The following is an 18,573-nucleotide window of genomic DNA, read 5'->3' on the forward strand; positions in this document are numbered from 1 at the left end:
AACGAACAATAACTAGTATAGCGCCTGCCCTCCTACTCGTCAATAGTTTTTTTGATAATTTTTTGAAAGTTTTGATTACACTAAAAGGTGTTATTGTACATTTTTCAATGATGACTGCTTTTTGTTAATTTATTGTAAAAAGATACTGTACTTTACATCACTTTAAATTTAACATTTATCTAAATATGATTAAAAATGCGACTTTTTACAAATATTTGTGGTAAAAAATTATTGTTTTCGTATAATTAATATAGAATTTATTCTTTAACTAATAGTACTTATCAATTTCATCCATTTATTTAGAAAGGTTTCTAAACGGGAAAGGAGGCGAATATGGCTTGCTATATTCTAACAACAAAGAAGCGTGACCAGCGCTTGTTCCGTAAAATTTTAACCGATCCACATATTTTTGAAACTCCACGAGAACTTTTACTCGCGATTCATTCAAATAAAAGAGGTCCAATTTTAATTATTGATTTGGAAATCCGTGGTCACGAAAAAATTGGCTTTCAAACTGCCGAATTAATTAAGAAGAACAATCCCAACGCCCAAATCATTCTCTTAGCGGAAGACAGTCGATTGGCTAACTACTGTTTCGAGTACCGATTAGGGGTTTTAGACTTCATTATTAAGAATGACCGTGATTTAGCTTTTCAAAAGCGTCTTTTACGTGCCATTGAAAAAGCTCAGTACAATCTTCACAAAATTTTTTATACAAAACCAATTTTTGTGCGTTTTCCAAACGGAACACGGTCAATTTTAATTGACCTAACACATATCATTTATATTTCATGTGAAAAGGGGACTCATCACCTTATTTTGCATGAACACGACCGTATCACAAAAATCAGGGCCACACTTAAAACCGTTGTCCCACTCCATAAAGATATTTGTCAAATTCACTCAAGCTTTGCGATTAATTTAAACTACTTAAAGGACTACCAACCCAAGAAAAAAATTATTACGCTCTCAACCGGCAATGCCTTACCCGTTTCTCGTCGCTATGCAAGCGAAGTCCGAATGCACACGACTTGGTTTACTCAACCACCAAGCAAAGATGAAAATCCAAACTTCAAGCGCAATGATTAAAAAAAAACATCACGACCACGGATAGTGTGGTTGTGATGTTTTTTTGAAAACTGATTTAAACGATTGGATAAACAAAGGGGAGGGATAAGTCATTCAAAATTACTTATTAATCGTAATATCACTTGCCTTAACATCATCCCCAAAGAACGGTGCCAAGTTCTGTTGATAATCGCCCGTAAAGAAGCCGTTGTTGTTCAACTTCTTAATTTCATCGTTAGTCCAATTCAAAACACTCTTGTTACCCTTTTGAACACCTGGGGCGATATAGGCTTGGTCACCTAATTGCTTAATGCCGACCTGATAGTCTGGGTGATCCTTAACCCAGGCAAAGAGATATGAATTATCATCCGTAATGGCATCTGCTCGTCCGTCGCTCAAGGCAGCAAACTGTTGTGTCTTTGAGTCAAACTTCAATAACTTGGCATTTTTGTACGTTTGCGTAAAGTATGTTTCAGCCGTTGTTCCCTTGTTGACAATCAAATTCTTACCGTTTAACTGGTTAACGTTGGTAATTAAGCTTGCTTTCTTTGAAGCGACACCAATTGAAACCTTCATGTATGGTTTGGCAAAATCAATTACTTGCTTTCTTTCTGGCGTGACCGTGAAATTAGCGAGGGCAATGTCGGCCTTGCCAGAATTAAGAGCATCAACTCGGGCATTGGCGTTAACCTGCACGTACTTAACCTTAACGCCGAGGTCTTGGCCGATTTTCTTAGCCAAAGCAATATCGTATCCCTGACGATTACCGTTTTGATCAACCCAACCGTAAGGTTTCAAATCACCAAAGACAGCAATTTTAATTTCACCAGATTTTTTAATTTGCTGAATAGTGCGACCATTTTGACTTGAACTGTCCTTTGAGGTGAGCGCATGGACACTAAAAATACCAACAATAATAACCAACACAGCTACTAATGACCAAATAATTTTCTTTTTCATTGTTTTTCTCCTTATTAATCTTAATTAATACCTAGTTTCTTTGTTCTAAAAAGACATACTCTCCAAAAAAACGCGAGCCCGTTTTGTTTGTGGTTCCTGAAAGAATTTTTGCCCAGCTTGTTCTTCCACAATTTCACCGCTATCCAAAAAGATGACCTTGTCAGCAACTTGTTTGGCAAAATTCATTTCATGGGTGACCACAACCATCGTTAAGTCCTGCTCGGCTAATTGTTTGAGAATTTCCAAGACCCCACGAACCATTTCCGGATCAAGTGATGCCGTTACTTCATCAAAGAGCATTAGTTTTGGATTTAAAATCAGCGCACGCACTATGGCCACTCGTTGCTTTTGACCCCCGGATAATTGCCGTGGATAATAATTTTCAAATTTTTCTAATCCGACTTCAGCAAGTAATTGCCTTGCCTGGCCAAGAACTTCTTTTTCATTTCTTTTTTGAACTTTCAATGGTCCTAAGGTAATGTTTTGCATCACCGTTCGATTCGGAAAGAGATCATAACTTTGAAAGACCATGCCAATTTCATGTTTGATGACCGCAAAGGCTTTTTTATCATGTGGGTCAATCTTTTGACCGAAAATTTCTAAATCGCCGCTATCAAATGATTCGAGCCCATTAAAAGTACGAATCAACGTTGATTTCCCTGAACCAGATGGCCCCAGAACCACGGTTACCTTATTTTTGGGAATGGTGAGGTTAATATCTGTTAAAACGACTTTGTCGCCAAATTTTTTATTTAAGTGCCTTACTTGAATTATTTCATCTGTCATTAGCAACGACTTTCCTTTCAATTTTCTTGCTTAACCAGGTGAGGGTGCCATTGATTGAAAAATAAAAAAGGGCAATTAGACCGTAAACGACAAGTGGTACCGCTCGATTCGACGAATTGGCTTCAATGATTTGCTGGCCAACCGTAATGACTTCCGTCACAGATATCAATAACAAGATAGAAGTTGTCTTAATAATCCGCGTACTCAAATTAATATATGCTGGCAAGATATTGACCAAGCTTTGAGGTAGCAGGACATAGCGATAACTCTGCCAAGTCGTCAGTCCAATTGCATAGGCACTTTCTTTTTGTCCCTTCGCAACCGACTGAACCGCGGCACGGACAATATCTGAAAATTCGGCGCCAAACCATAGTGAGAAAACCAAAACGCTCACTACTGTTGCGGGTAAATTGAAATTTAAATCCCGCGGAAAAGTGTAATAAAACAAAAAGAGCAGGGGAATCGTTGGCACGATTCGAAAAATTTCCAAATAAGTGCGGAAAAATCCTCGTTCAACCCCTGTAACGTTCGACCACAACAAACCCAAAAAGCCACCAAGAATTGTGCCAAAGAAAATGGACAAAAAAGAAATTTCAATCGTCACACCCAACCCCTCAATCAATCGACTAAGGTTCGTTCCAGCCAGAATAAGATTAATTGCTGAAGTTAACACGGCGCAGCCTCCTTTCAAACCAAGAAAGTCCCAGCGAAAGGGGAATTAAAATAATTGCATAACTAACAACCATCATTAATAAATATTCATTACTGCGATAATTTTGACCAATCAGGTCTAATGCCGTATTGGTAATCTCGGGAATGGCAATCACTGTAAAGATGGACGTTTCCTTAATTAAAAAAATAATATTGGCACCAATCGCTGGCAGCGAATACAAAATTCCTTGCGGAAAAATAACATATCGTGCCAGTTGCCAGGTACTTAATCCAACCACTTGCCCTGATTCCACCTGAATCTTAGGCACTGCCTCCAGGCCACCTAAGAAAGCATCGGCCATATAAGACCCACCTAGAAAAATCAGGCCAAGGATGGCTGTCTGCTCGGCCGGTATTTTTAAACCAATGCCCGGCAAGCCATAGTAAATAAAAAATAGTTGGATTAGTAACGGCGTATTTCGTGAGACGGCTATATAAAGCCGCAATACATGGTGGCCAATAACTTGATAGTAAAGCCAAAACGCAACAACAATTCCTAGCAAAAGGGCACCGATAATCCCAATGGTGGCCAATTTTAACGTTAGAAAAAAGCCGTTAATAAAAGCCGGAATTGCCTGTTGGATGTATATCCAAGACATAAAATTCTCCCTATTTCCACAACGAGAATCAACGGTATCCTCAAAAAAAAGCCACAAAAAAAGCAACTCCAAAAATTGAAGTTGCCTTTCAATCGCATCTTGCTCCATTCCAAAAGTCATCTAATACTACTGGTAGCTATTATCAAACAATGCAACGAAAATCTATGCGTAAGTTATTTTGAGGACCATCTTCTCAACTTTTGTGTTTATCACGTTCTCGATATGTTCGTTGCATACACATTCGCATGAGTGGTCCTCCTCTTTTATCTTAATCTAAAATGATTATATATTGATGAGTTTAAAATGTCAACTTTCTCATTTTTATCCAAAATAAAATCATTAGTTTTAGCAAAAGAAAAGAAGTCAAAACCCTTGATAAGCTTGACTTCTGGTAAAAAAAACCACGGTCTTTCAATCAAGGACGATTCATCCTTCAATACTGTGGCGTTTTATTTTAATTATTGTTCAGAATCTGTATCGTTTTGGTCAGCCTCTGCTCGAGCAACTAAGTCACTAACTTGGTCGCTAACGGGGGACTGGCTATTATCTGCTTCTTCCTGGCTTTCAACCAAAGCAGCTTCTGGACTCTCAGCGTCCATCTCAACCGGTTCCAATTTCGTCAAGGTTGCTACCTTACTGTCGTCTTCCAAACGAATCAAACGAACGCCTTGCGTTGCTCGACTAGTTTGACTAACCGTATCAACGCTGAAACGAATCATGACGCCTTGATCAGTCGTGACCATGATGTCCTCATCGCCATCAACCGTGACCATTCCGGCCAAAGGTCCGTTCTTTTCGGTAATGGTTGCTGTCTTAATTCCTTTACCACCACGGCCCTTCACAGGGTATTCTGTGGCAGCTGTTTGCTTTCCATAGCCTTTTTGACTAATCACAAAAACCTTAGAGTCTGGCGTTAGGATATCGGCACCAATTACTTCATCCCCGTCACGCAAGTTGATTCCTCGAACACCCGCGGCGCCACGACCCATGAGACGGACCGCTTCTTCCGCAAAGGTCACAGAGTAACCATTCATCGTGGCAATCACAATATTTTGCAAGCCATCTGTCTGCAAGACCTTCAAAATTTCATCATCGTCGCGAAGGGTCAAGGCCTTCAAACCGGACGTCCGGATATGGGCAAAGTCTTGCACCTGTGTTCGTTTGACAACACCCTTACGGGTGACAAAGAAAAGGTTATCCTGGCTTTCAGCCGGATTACCGTTAACAGAAAGAAGAGTTTGAATCTTTTCATCTTCTTCAAAGTTCAAAAGATTAATTACGGGGATTCCCTTGGCCTGACGACCGTATTCAGGAATTTCGTAACCCTTCATCCGATAGACCTTCCCCTTGTTGGTAAAGAAGAAGAGGGAATCGTGAGTTGAAAGGTTCACCAACTGGTCTACAAAGTCTTCATCATTCAGATTCATTCCCTGAACACCACGGCCACCACGGTTTTGTGCCTTGAATTCACTCGCTGGCACTCGCTTGATGTAGCCGTTATTGGTCAAAGTAACAATCACATCTTCTTCTTCAATCAAATCTTCGTCTTCGATGCTGGTCACATCACCGACTTGTAATTCAGTCCGACGTAGGTCACCAAAGCGGTTTTGAATTTCAAGTAATTCATCGTAAATCAACTGATCGATTCGTTCCTGGTGGGCCAAGATATCTTTCAAATCAGCAATTAAAGCAACCAACTTTTGGTATTCATCCTCTAACTTATCGCGTTCCAAACCGGTCAACCGGACCAAACGCATATCCAAAATAGCCTGTGACTGCTTGTCAGAAAGGTCGTAACCTTCAATCAAGCGCGTCTTGGCTTCATCAGATGTCTTAGATGAACGGATAATATTGATAATTGCATCAATGTGGTCGAGGGCAATGCGCAGGCCCTCTAAGATATGTGCCCGTGCTTCGGCCTTCTTTAAGTCAAAGATCGTCCGACGACGAATAACAGAACGCTGGTGGTTCAGATAAGCAACCAGGATTTCCTTCAAACTCAGTGTCTTAGGGGCACCATGGTCGATGGCCAACATGTTGAAAGAGAACCCAGTCTGCAAAAGGGTTTGCTTGTACAAGTTATTTAAAATAACTGAAGCGGAAGAATCCCGTCTAACGTCAATTGAAATTCGCAAGCCTTCACGATCGGTTTCATCGCGAATACCGGTAATGCCTTCAATCTTCTTATCGCGAGCTAACTCCGAAATTCGTTCAATCAAGCGCGCCTTGTTAACGGCATAGGGGAGTTCGGTTACAATAATCTGCTCCCGACCTGATTTTGTCGTTTCAATATCGACCTTGGCCCGAATCGTAATCGTCCCACGACCAGTTTCGTAGGCCTTTCGGATCCCAGCCTTACCCATCACGATACCGCCAGTTGGGAAATCAGGACCAGGCAATGCTTCCATCAAATCAGCGGTTGTTGCTTCCGGATTGTTCATCAAGATATGCAAGGCCGAAATAACTTCACCCAAATTGTGCGTTGGGATGTTGGTTGTCATTCCAACGGCGATTCCAGTTGCCCCGTTGACCAAGAGGTTTGGGATTCGAGCAGGCAAAACCTCTGGCTCGCGTTCTTCACCATCGTAGTTCGGCACAAAATCGACCGTATCTTTGTTCAGGTCACGGACCATTTCCATCGCCACTTTCGACAAACGTGCTTCGGTATATCGCATGGCAGCGGCACTATCACCATCGACAGAACCAAAGTTTCCGTGGCCGTCAACAAGCATGTAGCGGTATGAAAAATCCTGTGCCATCCGGACCATTGATTCATAAATTGCTGAATCACCGTGAGGGTGGTATTTACCCATAACATCCCCGACGATACGGGCTGATTTCTTATGGGGCTTATCCGGCGTATTGCCTTGTTCAATCATCGAATACAAAATTCGACGATGAACGGGCTTCATTCCATCGCGGACATCAGGCAATGCCCGGGCCACGATTACTGACATGGCATAGGACAAGAATGATGTCTTCATTTGCTCGGACAAATGCGTATTTTGAATCCGAGTATCCATTTCTTCTGGCATTTCGTTTACTCCTCGTCAAACACGACCGACAATTAAATATCGAGGTCTTGAACAAAGACCGCGTTATCCTCGATAAACTGACGCCGTGGTGGCACATCGCCACCCATTAACATATCAATCACAGCATCGGCTTCTTCGGCATCGGCCGGGTCAACCCGTAACAACCGTCGATTAGCAGGGTCCATCGTTGTATCCGCTAACTGATCATAATCCATCTCTCCAAGACCCTTATACCGCTGAACCTTTGGCTTAGCATTACTTGATAATTGAGCCAAGTAGTCTTCTAGTTCTTTATCGGAATCCAAATAAGTCATATTCTTGGAATTTCCCAAAGAAACACCGTACAAAGGTGGCTGGGCGATATAAATATAGCCAGCATCAACCATTGGACGCATGTAGCGGTAGAACAGCGTCAACAACAATGTTCGAATATGAGCGCCATCGACATCGGCATCCGTCATGATAATAATCTTGTGGTAATTGGCCTTTTCAACATTAAAGTCATCCCCAAAACCAGAACCCAAGGCTGTAAAGAGGGAACGAATTTCTTCGTTGGCCAGAACCCGGTCAAGCGTTGCTTTCCCAACGTTCAAGATTTTTCCACGAATTGGCAAAATAGCCTGTGTCAAGCGGTTACGACCTTGTTTAGCAGAACCACCGGCGGAATCACCCTCGACAATAAAGAGTTCTGAAATTTCAGGATCCTTTGAAGTATTATCGGCTAATTTACCAGGCAAGTTTGAAATTTCCAAACCAGACTGCTTTCGGGTCATTTCGCGAGCTCGCTTGGCTGATAAACGAGCCCGTTGTGCTAGCGAACCTTTTTCAACGATTTGCTTAGCGACAGCTGGGTTTTCCATCATAAAGCGTGAAAAAGTCTCAGAGAACATCCGATCAGTTGCCTGACGGGCATCCGAATTTCCCAACTTTGTCTTTGTTTGACCCTCAAACTGAGGGTCTGGGTGCTTAATTGAAACAATGGCCGTCATACCTTCCCGGACATCTTCTCCGGTTAATGATTCGGCCCCTTCTTTAATAATCTTTTGCTTCCGAGCATAGTCGTTAATCACGCGAGTCAAAGCTGTCTTAAAGCCGGTTTCATGCGTACCACCTTCATAGGTGTTGATGTTATTGGTAAATGTCTTCAGGCTTTCTTTGACACCAGTTGTGTATTGCAAGGCAACTTCAACGACGATGCCGTTTTCTTCACCTTCAACATAGACTGGTTGATCAAACAAAGCTTGCTTGTCTTCATCAAGGAAAGAAACGTATTCCTTAATACCACCCTCAAAATGGAAAGATTCCTTCAGTGGTTCATCCGAGCGCTTATCCTCGATTGAAATCCGCAACCCTTTGTTCAAGAAGGCTAATTCGCGAACTCGTGTTAACAAAGTTTGATAATTATAAACGGTTGTTTCTTGGAAAATATCAGCATCGGGCTTGAAGTGAACGATTGTACCTCGTTCGATTGGCAATGGCCCATCTTTTTTTGTCATCGGGGTTTTGACATGACCCGTTTGGAAATCCATATAGTAGAGTTGGCCATCACGAACAACTTGGACATCCAGTGACGTTGAAAGGGCATTAACAACAGAGGCTCCAACACCGTGAAGACCACCAGAAACCTTATACCCGCCGCCGCCAAACTTTCCACCGGCATGCAAAATCGTAAAGACGGTTTCCAAGGCTGGCTTGCCCGTCTTTGACTGGATATCAACCGGAATTCCACGACCATCATCTGTGACGGTGATGGAGTTATCCTTCTCGATTGTCACGGTAATATGGCTAGCAAAACCAGCAAGGGCTTCATCAATTCCATTATCGACAATTTCCCAAACGAGGTGGTGCAAACCTTGCGCCGTCGTTGTCCCAATATACATCCCTGGACGCTTTCGAACGGCCTCTAAGCCTTCCAAAACTTGAATTTGGTCCGCATTATAGGCATCCGCATCCGTATGCATTTGACTTGTTTCTTCTGGATTTACTGCGGCAACTTCTTGATTTTCTGGATACTCTTGCTCTGCCATCATTCTCCTTTACGCCATCATGGCTACTCTTCCACTTGAACATGACCGGCCTTGACGATAAAAATTTTAGGTTCCTTAATCAACTGACGAGCCACTTCCGTTAGGGAAGGAGCTGTGATAAAGGTTTGAACCTTGTCTTGAATGGCCATTAAGAGGTGTGTCTGCCGGTTGGCATCCAACTCACTTAAAACATCATCCAAGAGCAAAACGGGGTATTCACCCGTTTCTTGATGCATCAACTCGATTTCACCAAGTTTTAGGGCAAGGGCCGCCGTTCGCTGTTGTCCTTGTGACCCAAAAACCGCCACATTGGCTTGGTTCACATCAATAATAAAATCATCTCGATGTGGTCCTGCCAAAGTAGTGCCTTGCCGCTTCTCTCGATCGGCATTCTTCTCAAAGACCAACGAAAGGGCCTCTTGTACTTGGTCTTTTTGCATATCCTCTTCAACTGAAATCGCCGTTTGGTAATGCAAGGTCAAAACTTCTTTTTGACTCGCTACTTCCTGATGAATCTGATTTGCCTGAGCTTCTAATTTGTTTAAAAATTTCTGTCGCGCCAAAATAATTTGACTAGCGACGTCAATTAGCTGCTCCGTTAAGACATCTAAAAAGATTTGGTCACGCTGGCCACCCTGTGCCCAAGCCTTCAGATAGGCGTTACGATCTTTGAGAATTTTTTTATACTGGCTACTTTGCTGTAAATAGAGTTTGTTCATCTGTCCAAACTCGATATCGATAAAACGGCGCCTAACCGTCGGCGCTCCCTTAACCAAGTCCAGGTCTTCCGGAGCAAATAAAATGACGTTTAGTTGGCCAATGTAAGTTGACAGCCGGGATTGATCGAGGTGATTAACCCGAGCCTGCTTGCCTTTAGCCGACCAAGAAAGGGAAAGGGGGGTTTGACCGAAGCGATTTTTGATTCGCCCAGTAATTTTGGCCTCTTTTTGTCCCCACTGAATTAAATCCTTATCGGTTTTTGTTCGGTGAGAGCGGGCCAATGCCAGCGCGTAGATGCTTTCCAAGAGGTTCGTTTTTCCCTGGGCGTTTTCCCCTAAAAAGACGTTAATCCCGCTTTGGAAATGCAAATCAGTTTGATCGTAATTACGAAAATGGCTGAGGGACAGCTCGCTTAGTTCCAAGAGCCTGGTCCACTCGGCTTTTGATTCGATGACCGCTGAGCCGCTTTTTTATTCGCCCGTTGTTGACGAGAAATCGCTGTTTGGCGTTTCTTTTCCTTGTGCGCTGCTTGCTTTTGGCCAGCAGCAAACCGAGCTAAGATTGCCTGTTTTTCAGCCTCTTCGGCATCTTCCTCTGCGCTTTGATGATCAATCAAATAGCGCGCTCCTTGGAAGTCAACCTGGTCACCTGGGTACAATTTCTTGCCCCGACGATTTTCTTCTTCGCCATTTAACAACACTGATTGCTCAGCGAGAAAAGCTTTTGCCTGCCCACCAGAAGCAATAATGTTTTCCATTTTAAGCAACTGGGCCAGGGTAATATAAGCGGTTTTAATTGCTACGCGTTCAGCCATCGTTTTCCCCGATTTCTTGGTAAATACTTACCCCGTTATTATACCATACTTACGCTAATTTGCCCCTGAGAGCCGTTTTTAGCTCAATTTCTTTCTTTTGGGCATTCACACTAAACAAATAAAAAAGCAGTAGAAGGCTTTTTTGTGCAAAATGGCACAAAAAAAGACGGCCATCAGAATGAGCCATCTTTTTCTAAAAAATTGATTAAAATGTGCGGACTGGTGTTACCAACTGAAGTTGTTTATTATCGGTTTCACCCTCAGGAATAATGATGAAGGGCCGTAAGTTCGTTGTAAACTTCAATTCAACAGTCTTTCCCTGCAAAACGCGCAAAGCATCACGAACATAATCCGGGTTAAAGGAAATTTCCAAATCTTCGCCAACAACCTTTTCAGCTGTTAACTCTTCTTTCACTTGACCAACTTCTTGTGAATTTCCAGAAAGTTGTGCTTGACCATCTTTAATGGTCAGCAAAATCACGTTATTGCGTGATTCGTGTGACAGCAGGGAAGCACGATCGATAGCACCTGATAAAGCAGCGGCATCAATTTGCAGTTCGGTAGTTGCTTCACTTGGAATCAAGCGATCAGTTTCTGGATAATTCCCTTCCAACAAGCGTGAATAGAAAGTTGTCTTGCCAAAGATAAAAGCAGCCTGGTTACTTGAAAGCTTAATTTCAACACGGTTTTGTCCATCTAACAACGATTGCAATTCATTAAAGGCTTTTGCTGGAATAATCACGGATACCTTATCGGTATTTTCAGTGCCAGTTAGCGTTACGATTCGTTGCGATAAACGGTGTGAATCAGTTGTGACAGCTTTAATTTGATTCCCATCCAACGTTAAATGGATTCCCGTTAAGATTGGCCGACTTTCTTGCGTTGAAGCCGAAATTTTTGTTTGCGCAATAATTTCAACTAATTGAGCAGCTGAAACTTTTAATGATTTGCTTTCTGATAATTCAGGTAATTTTGGATAAGCGGAACTTGGTTGGCCATTAATCTTAAATGATGCTGAGCCAGAAGTAATCAAAGCTTGCAAACCATCAATTTCAAGTGTCATCTTGTCGGCAGGCAAATGCTTCACGATATTAATAAAGAAAGTTGCTGGTAAAGTAATGCCACCTGTACTTTCAACAACCAATTCATTGGTGGTATCACTGGCTTCCAGTGCAATCTTAATTGAGATATCAGCATTTGATCCAGTTAAGACAAGATCTTCCTCAGTCAAATCCAATTTAATGTTTGTCAAAATCGGAATGGTTGTTCGAGATGAAATTGCGCGAGCAACATCATTTAAAGCTTTGATAAAGGCTTGACGGTTAATCGAAAATTTCATGGCGCACGGCCTCCTTTATGGTCGGTACATCTATATTATATTAGTATTATTTAACTAGTAGTAATAATAAGGGCTGTGGAAACGGGGGATTGATGAATGAGGCCTAATTTACTCACTTTTTGCCTGTTGATAACTTCGGGACTAACTTGAAAGAAAAGAAAGTGTTATCCACAAGGCTTATTTCCCGTTTTTTATCTCGTTTGCGAGGTCTTCAATCAGTTCCTTTGTTTTTGGTTCCGTTTCAACCTGTTCGGCTACCTTGTTGTAGGCGTGCGAAATGGATGAGTGATCGCGGCCACCAAATGATCGGCCAATATCGGGTAATGATTTGTTTGTCATGGTACGGGTGAGGTAAATGGCGATATGTCTTGCCGTGACTAAATCAGCCTGGCGTCGGGATCCCTGCATATCGGCAATTGTTTGCATAAAGTAGTTGGCGACGGTTTCTTGAATCCGTTCCACCGTAATCTTTTTGCCTTGGTCGATATTCAACTCGGTTAAGATTGATTGGGCCGTTTCAATGGTTGCCGGCTTGTTCATGAAGCGAATCTTGGCTTCAAACTTGTGAAAGGCTCCTTCCAAAGAACGGACGTTGGTATCAATTTTTTCGCCAATTAATTCCAGGACCTCGTTTGGAATATCGAGATCATTACGTTCCTGCAAGTTCCGCAAAATAGCGACTCGGGTTGGCAAATCAGGCTTTTGAATGTCCTGAGTAATGCCAGCTTCAAAGCGAGAGGTTAACCTAGTCAGCAAGTCAGGAATATCGGTTGGGTATCGGTCAGAAGTCATCACAATTTGCTTGCCGGCCTTCGTTAGGGCATTAAAGGTGTTGAAGAACTCTTCTTGCACTTTTTCCTTACCCGACCAAAACTGAATATCATCAATTAAAAGCATATCGAGCGATCGGTATGTTTTTTTAAATTTAGCCGTTGCATTGGAATCGGCCTTGTTTCCTTCACGAAGTGAATCTGTAAAGTCATTTAAAAAGTCTTCTGCTGTCGCATATTTGATGCTGGCATTTGGATGGGTAGTGGCGTATTCGTTACCAATGGACTGCATTAAATGTGTCTTACCCAAACCAACCCCTCCATAAATAAGGAAGGGGTTGTAAACTTTGCCGGGTGCTTCAGCAACAGCCAAGGCCACTGCTAAGGCGTTTTCGTTCCCGGCACCTTTGACGAATTTATCAAATGTAAAATCAGAATTTAAATCGTTTTCTTGGGAGAAAGGAATTTGGGTGGGTTCGTTGTAGCCGTTGAAATGAGCGTTTGTTTCGGATTCGCTGTCTTCTTCGACCTTTAGTTCTGGCCGAATGAAGTCACCGGTAATTTCGTTGGCATGTTGGACGAAGTCCATGGCATATTGTTGTGTATTCCATGCCTGGATGATATCAGCGGCATGGTCGGCAGGGACAGATAAAACAAGTTTGCCATCTTTAAAGCCAATTGGCGTAAGTGGGGCGATCATTGCTTCAAAACTGACAGGACCGGTTGTTTTGTAAAGTCTGAGACTGACCTCTTTCCAGAGGACGTCGGGATCAAGTTGTTTTGACATGTAAATCTCCAAGAAAAATTAGATAACGGATGAAGCTATGCTGAATATTATAGCAAAAAAAAGGGGGAAAGACTAGTTATCCACAGGAAAGCGAATAAAAAGAAAGTTATCCCGCTTGGGGACTAATAACTGTCTGTCATGTGGAGAAGAAAGGGAACAAATTTTCGGGTTATCCACATATCAACAAAGTTATCAACGTCGGAAAGGGGATTATGCTCGTTTTTCCTGACTTTTTCAACGTTATCCCCAGAAAGCAGTCCCCAACCTGTGGATATGTGGATAAGTCGGGCATAAGGTGTGAAAAGACAGTTATTGTCCCTTTGTGTCCACAACCTTGTGGTTTTCTTTTGGATAAAGCCGTGGAAAGCTGATTTGACCCGATTTTAAAATTTTTAGTATTTTAGCTGGAGACTTTGGTGCAAAACTTGCCTCAAAGGCGGATCCGTGGTATGATTAGTCTCGAATTGCAAGAAATTTTGCAGACAAATTATTAATGGAGGAAATATAGATGAAGCGTACATTCCAACCAAAGAAGCGTCATCGCGAACGCGTACACGGTTTCCGTAAGCGTATGAGCACTAGCAATGGCCGTAAGGTATTGGCTCGCCGTCGTGCTAAGGGCCGTAAGGTATTATCTGCCTAATCAGGTCGCTGCATGCAGTGGCCTTTTTATTTTTATTGGATTTTTAATGCAGGGTTTTCCTGTGTACATAAGTGAACGGTGATTTAGGTAAGAGACCATGCGCAAGACATTTCGGATTAAAAAACCAGCCGAATTTCAAAACGTCTTTGACCACCATCAATCGGTGGCAAATAAGTATTTTGTCTTATATCGGTTAAAAAAACAGAATCAAAAACATTTCCGTCTTGGGCTTTCAGTTGGTAAAAAAGTCGGCAAGGCTCATGACCGGGTTTTTGTTAAAAGACGAATTCGACAAGCTTTTTTGGAATTAAAACCAAAGTTGGATTCACATGTTGATATTTTAGTGATTGCCAGACCAGCTGCAGCACACCAGTCCCAAGCTTTTATTAAGAAACAACTTGAACATGTTCTAAAGCTTGCGAAACTTTTAAAGGATGAAAATCATGACTCGAATCAATAAATGGGTAAAAACAATTGGTTTTTTGCCATTGCTCTTAGCAGCATTGGCCATTGTTGGCATTGTTCTTGCTGACCTTTCATATAGCGGCCATGTTGCCGGTTCTGGCCTGTGGGGTGGCTTTGTGGCCATCTTTATTCGCTCGATTTTGGGCGTTTCTTCTTGGTTCTCATCTTCATATGGACTTGGAATCATTGTTTTTACGGTCTTTGTTCGTTTCCTGATTTTGCCATTGATGGTTTATCAGGTCGATTCCATGAAGAAGATGCAGGGCTTGCAAGATGAAATTAAGGTCTTGCAGGATACTTATCCTGGTCGTGATACTGAGAGTCGACAGTTGTTAGCTGCCGCCCAGCAGCAACTTTACAAGGATCGTGGTATTTCCCCTTTTGCCTCAATGCTGCCTTTGTTAGTTCAAATGCCGGTTTTGATTGCCTTATACCAGGGAATTCATAATTCACCTGTGTTGCGTTCAGGTTCTTTCCTTTGGTTGAATTTGGGTCACCAAGATCCTTATCTCATCTTACCGATTTTGGCTGCCTTGTTTACCTTTTGTTCTTCTTGGCTGTCGACGCAGTCTAACCCTCAGCAAAACGCGATGACAAAGGCAATGCCATATGTCTTTCCATTCCTAATTTTGTTTACGGCTTTGGCTGTTCCTTCTGCCGTTTCTCTTTACTGGGTGGTTGGAAACTTGTTCCAGATGGTACAAACATTCTTCTTGCAAAACCCATTCAAGATGCGCCGCGAACGTGAAGAAGCCTTGGCTTTGGAAAAAGAAAAGGCGCGTAAGGTTCGCAAAGCCCAACGTTCAAAGAAGCGTAAAAAGCGTTAATTTTTATTGTTTAAATGAAATCACAGCAATGATTTGCTGTGGTTTTTTTCTTTGATTACTTTTATAGTAAAGAAGAGCGTTTGATGGTCTTAAAAGTTTGACGAACGATGGTTTAATTAGACTGTTTTTTTTGCTATGATACCTAGTGTTATTTTTTTTGAAAATTAGTGAGGGGGGAGGGTCATCATGATTGAGATGTTAAAGCAGACACCGAAGTTTTCTTGGTACCATATCACTGATATGAGTCCTGCAGACGAGAAAACTCTTTTGGACGACCATGGTTTAACAGAACAAATGATTGGCTATGCGGATGACCATAACGAAAGTGTTCGAATGGAATTTGATCCTGAAGCGGATGAGGCCTTGATTATTTTAGATGTCATCTCAGCTGAACCGGAACCAGTTTTGACCCGTCCTTTAGGGATTGTTTTGGTTAATGGTAATTTATACACTTTTGCGCATCGACCAACGGACTACATTAAGAAAAATTTTTTAACTGGTGATGCTACCTTTCATCGTTCGGATGATGATGAAATGTCGGTCTTTGAATTTATGGTGACGGGTATTTATCCATTAATGACGATGTTTGGTGATGAAATTACCGAGATTAACCGACAACGACGGGCGATTCAAGCACAGTTTAGTAGCCGTAAGCAACTAACGAAGCACACTAATGATTTATTGCATCTACAAATTCAGATGATTTACCTCCAAAATTCGTTGGCAAACGATTTAATTATGTTTGACCAAATCCGACGTTCATATGAAAACCACGTTTTAGAAGCTGATTTGGATCGATTAGATGCCGTTCGGGTCGAGGTTGAGCAGGCGCGGGACATGGCTGGTTTAGCAATGGAAGTGATTAATGCTGTTGCAGATGCGACAGGATCACTGGGAAATCGGGATTTGAACTGGACGATGAAGGTCTTAACTGTCTATTCAATTGTCTTTACGATTCCAACGATTGTTTCCGGTTTTTATGGTGAAAACGTCGATTATCTGCCTTTTGCTCATGGTGCTTCGGGCTGGTGGGTGACCATCATTATCATGTTCTTAATGATGATTGGTGCGACCTATTTGTTCTATCATTATGGTTTTTTGAAAAAGTAGACAAAGACCCTGATTTTTATATCACATTGCCGTATAATAAATTTATAACAAGAATATTGCAAATGTTGTGAGGATATTATGTCGAGAAAAAAACGGAAAAATGAATTTATCGAGCAGCGAGATTTACTGTTTGAGAAGTCTTCTGCTGGCTGGGTTTCTTTCCGTCGCTTTTTGTTTGCACCGAATCTGTTGACCTTTGTGATTTCGGTCGTTGTTGGTAATGCTTTTGGTGGAGCAATCAAAGACTTAGTGAGCTTGTTAGCTAGCTTTATTTCCTTTGTTTGGCGATGGCTCTTTACCCCAAACCATCCGATGTACTTTGCGGCAACGCAACAAGCTTGGTCAGCGTTTATCACTTCGTTTTTAACAATGATTTCGATTGCGTTGGCGGTTTATTATACAATCCAATTTATTAATAATAAGTTAATTAATTCGGAGAGTGAAAAATGGGGTTATGATGAACCCCATGAGGATATGATGGCTTTGCAAAAATTGCAGCGAGAAAACAACGATTTGATTAAAAAGAATAATGAGCTGCAGGAAAAGGTTTTGCAGGCACTAGCAGAAAGCAAGCAAAAGAGTTAGTCTAAAAGGAGAGTGAAGAAGGATGAAGCAAACAACAGTTATTGTCACGATTGTCGCGTTGGTTTTGATGTTTATTTCGATTGCAAGTTGGATTTTCAAGCAGGAAGGTTTTTCTCTGGTTTGCGCCAATTTAGGGACGGTCATTTTGTTGATCGCCTATTTGTGGGATAATCGTCGCAAGGATGAAATTGATTAAGAAAAAGTAAAGAACATTGATATTTCTTAAAGCTAAGATTCTTTCTTGGCTTTTTCTTTACTTTTCTTTGATGGCGTTTCACGTGAAACATTTTCCGGCTGTTTCACGTGAAACGCAGAAAGGATGGGGGAATGTTATTTAAAGATGCACAGGTGACAATCGATCCTGTTGAGATTCCTGATTACGTTGACCGTGTGATCAAAAATCAAAAGTACGGTTCAGAAGATTATCAGCTTTTCGATTTGTATCTACCAGCGGGTGACGGGTTGCACCCAATCATTTTGGACCTTCAGGGAGGCGGATTAGTTCGAGGGATGAAGTCATCCTTTAAATTAGGACCTTCATTGAAATTTGTTAAAGAAGGTTATGCCGTTATTTCAATGAATTATGCACTAATCTCGACCAAATCATTTTCTTTTCCAAAACAAGTAGCAGAAATTCGAGCGGTGTTGGCAAAAGCTAAAAAAGATGCAGAAAAGTATCAATTAGAAGCCAATAGTGTTGATTTGATCGGAGAATCTTCAGGCGCACAGCTGGCAATGCTGACAGCCTCATCCGTAACGGCCAAAGTGAAGTTAGGACGGATTGCAGCACCCGATGATTTAACTGATTTGCCAGAAATTAAACATGTAATTGCCAATTATGGACCTTATGAATTTGATCAATTCGCTCGACAGTTTCAAGAAGAGGGCATTCAACCTAAATATGCCGAATCTGGTCAAGCAATTTCGTTTGAAGGATTAGCCTTAGCAGGTTTAGCAGTCGATGGAAACCCAATCGGTGTTAGCCAGGCAAATCCAGCCAACTACTTCACTAAAAAGACGCCAGCTGTATTAGCTTATGCAGGCAGTGCTGATCAAGTTGTGCCTCATCAGCAAAGCCTTGATTTGATTGCTCGGTATCAGAAAATGACAGGAAAAAAAGCCATCTGCAATATCATCTCAGGTGGCCACCATGGTATTTTTGATTATGATACACCAACTATTTACCAAGAAAAAATGGCTTTCTTGAAAGATAAAGATTGAAACAACGGTTAAAAAGATTTTAGAACATAAAAAGAAGGTAGGAATTAAATCCTGACCTGTACCCCAAAAGTTGAAGTAAATATTTAGACCTAGCTGGCCAGTTGCC

General features: G+C 41.8%; 18 protein-coding genes. 8 read left to right on the top strand and 10 right to left on the bottom strand.

Translation table 11 applies throughout. The features are described 5' to 3' along the window. Positions 1–333: 333 nt before the first annotated feature. Positions 334–1,089: a LytTR family DNA-binding domain-containing protein gene (locus FEFB_RS06845; protein ID WP_047975505.1), complete on the top strand. Its 756-nt coding sequence runs from the start codon at positions 334–336 to the stop codon at positions 1,087–1,089. 99 nt (positions 1,090–1,188) lie between these two features. Here FEFB_RS06845 and FEFB_RS06850 read toward each other — a convergent pair whose 3' ends face one another. From FEFB_RS06850 to dnaA, 10 genes are all read right to left on the bottom strand, one after another. Next, positions 1,189–2,028 (bottom strand): transporter substrate-binding domain-containing protein, encoded by an 840-nt coding sequence (locus FEFB_RS06850; RefSeq protein WP_047975506.1) that lies wholly within the window; start codon positions 2,026–2,028, stop codon positions 1,189–1,191. A gap of 45 nt (positions 2,029–2,073) precedes the next feature. Next, on the bottom strand, positions 2,074–2,814 hold the full coding sequence (locus tag FEFB_RS06855) for an amino acid ABC transporter ATP-binding protein (protein WP_047975507.1): 741 nt from the start codon (positions 2,812–2,814) through the stop codon (positions 2,074–2,076). Continuing rightward, positions 2,804–3,487, bottom strand: a complete 684-nt coding sequence (locus FEFB_RS06860) for an amino acid ABC transporter permease (RefSeq protein ID WP_047975508.1) — start codon at positions 3,485–3,487, stop codon at positions 2,804–2,806. Before FEFB_RS06860 ends, FEFB_RS06855 begins: the two co-directional genes overlap by 11 nt. Continuing rightward, positions 3,468–4,124, bottom strand: a complete 657-nt coding sequence (locus FEFB_RS06865) for an amino acid ABC transporter permease (RefSeq protein ID WP_047975509.1) — start codon at positions 4,122–4,124, stop codon at positions 3,468–3,470. Before FEFB_RS06865 ends, FEFB_RS06860 begins: the two co-directional genes overlap by 20 nt. Positions 4,125–4,582: 458 nt before the next feature. Then, positions 4,583–7,159: a DNA gyrase subunit A gene (gyrA, locus tag FEFB_RS06870; RefSeq protein WP_047975510.1), complete on the bottom strand. Its 2,577-nt coding sequence runs from the start codon at positions 7,157–7,159 to the stop codon at positions 4,583–4,585. 32 nt (positions 7,160–7,191) lie between these two features. Continuing rightward, complete coding sequence (gene gyrB, locus FEFB_RS06875) at positions 7,192–9,186, bottom strand: DNA topoisomerase (ATP-hydrolyzing) subunit B (RefSeq protein WP_047975511.1); 1,995 nt, start codon at positions 9,184–9,186, stop codon at positions 7,192–7,194. Positions 9,187–9,209: 23 nt separating this feature from the next. Then, positions 9,210–10,328, bottom strand: coding sequence for a DNA replication/repair protein RecF (recF, locus tag FEFB_RS06880; RefSeq protein ID WP_047975512.1), 1,119 nt, complete (start codon positions 10,326–10,328; stop codon positions 9,210–9,212). Next, entirely contained in the window at positions 10,319–10,720 is a 402-nt protein-coding gene (gene yaaA, locus FEFB_RS08510) for a S4 domain-containing protein YaaA (RefSeq protein WP_047975513.1), read from the bottom strand. The genes recF and yaaA overlap by 10 nt, the downstream gene beginning before the upstream one ends. A 205-nt stretch (positions 10,721–10,925) precedes the next feature. Then, on the bottom strand, positions 10,926–12,059 hold the full coding sequence (gene dnaN / locus FEFB_RS06890) for a DNA polymerase III subunit beta (RefSeq protein WP_047975514.1): 1,134 nt from the start codon (positions 12,057–12,059) through the stop codon (positions 10,926–10,928). A 177-nt stretch (positions 12,060–12,236) separates the two neighbouring features. Next, positions 12,237–13,616, bottom strand: a complete 1,380-nt coding sequence (gene dnaA / locus FEFB_RS06895; RefSeq protein WP_047975515.1) for a chromosomal replication initiator protein DnaA — start codon at positions 13,614–13,616, stop codon at positions 12,237–12,239. A gap of 508 nt (positions 13,617–14,124) precedes the next feature. On the opposite strand from dnaA, the gene rpmH reads away from it, so the two are divergent. The 7 genes from rpmH to FEFB_RS06925 all read left to right on the top strand — a co-directional run bounded on the left by rpmH (position 14,125) and on the right by FEFB_RS06925 (position 18,467). Then, on the top strand, positions 14,125–14,259 hold the full coding sequence (rpmH, locus tag FEFB_RS06900; protein ID WP_047975516.1) for a 50S ribosomal protein L34: 135 nt from the start codon (positions 14,125–14,127) through the stop codon (positions 14,257–14,259). A gap of 97 nt (positions 14,260–14,356) precedes the next feature. Next, on the top strand, positions 14,357–14,719 hold the full coding sequence (gene rnpA, locus FEFB_RS06905; RefSeq protein ID WP_047975517.1) for a ribonuclease P protein component: 363 nt from the start codon (positions 14,357–14,359) through the stop codon (positions 14,717–14,719). Beyond that, entirely contained in the window at positions 14,703–15,551 is an 849-nt protein-coding gene (locus tag FEFB_RS06910; protein ID WP_047975518.1) for a membrane protein insertase YidC, read from the top strand. Before rnpA ends, FEFB_RS06910 begins: the two co-directional genes overlap by 17 nt. Positions 15,552–15,737: 186 nt before the next feature. After that, positions 15,738–16,661 carry a magnesium transporter CorA family protein gene (locus FEFB_RS06915; protein ID WP_047975519.1) on the top strand — a complete coding sequence of 308 codons (924 nt, stop codon included), beginning with the start codon at positions 15,738–15,740 and terminating at the stop codon, positions 16,659–16,661. 78 nt (positions 16,662–16,739) lie between these two features. Next, positions 16,740–17,246, top strand: a complete 507-nt coding sequence (locus tag FEFB_RS06920) for an MscL family protein (protein ID WP_047975520.1) — start codon at positions 16,740–16,742, stop codon at positions 17,244–17,246. A gap of 22 nt (positions 17,247–17,268) precedes the next feature. Next, positions 17,269–17,442 carry a hypothetical protein gene (locus FEFB_RS08925; protein WP_200898281.1) on the top strand — a complete coding sequence of 58 codons (174 nt, stop codon included), beginning with the start codon at positions 17,269–17,271 and terminating at the stop codon, positions 17,440–17,442. 131 nt (positions 17,443–17,573) lie between these two features. Then, positions 17,574–18,467, top strand: a complete 894-nt coding sequence (locus FEFB_RS06925; RefSeq protein WP_047975521.1) for an alpha/beta hydrolase — start codon at positions 17,574–17,576, stop codon at positions 18,465–18,467. The last annotated feature ends 106 nt before the right edge of the window (positions 18,468–18,573 follow it).

It is taken from the genome of Fructobacillus sp. EFB-N1, assembly GCF_001038455.1.
In the GTDB taxonomy this organism is placed as follows: domain Bacteria; phylum Bacillota; class Bacilli; order Lactobacillales; family Lactobacillaceae; genus Fructobacillus; species Fructobacillus cardui.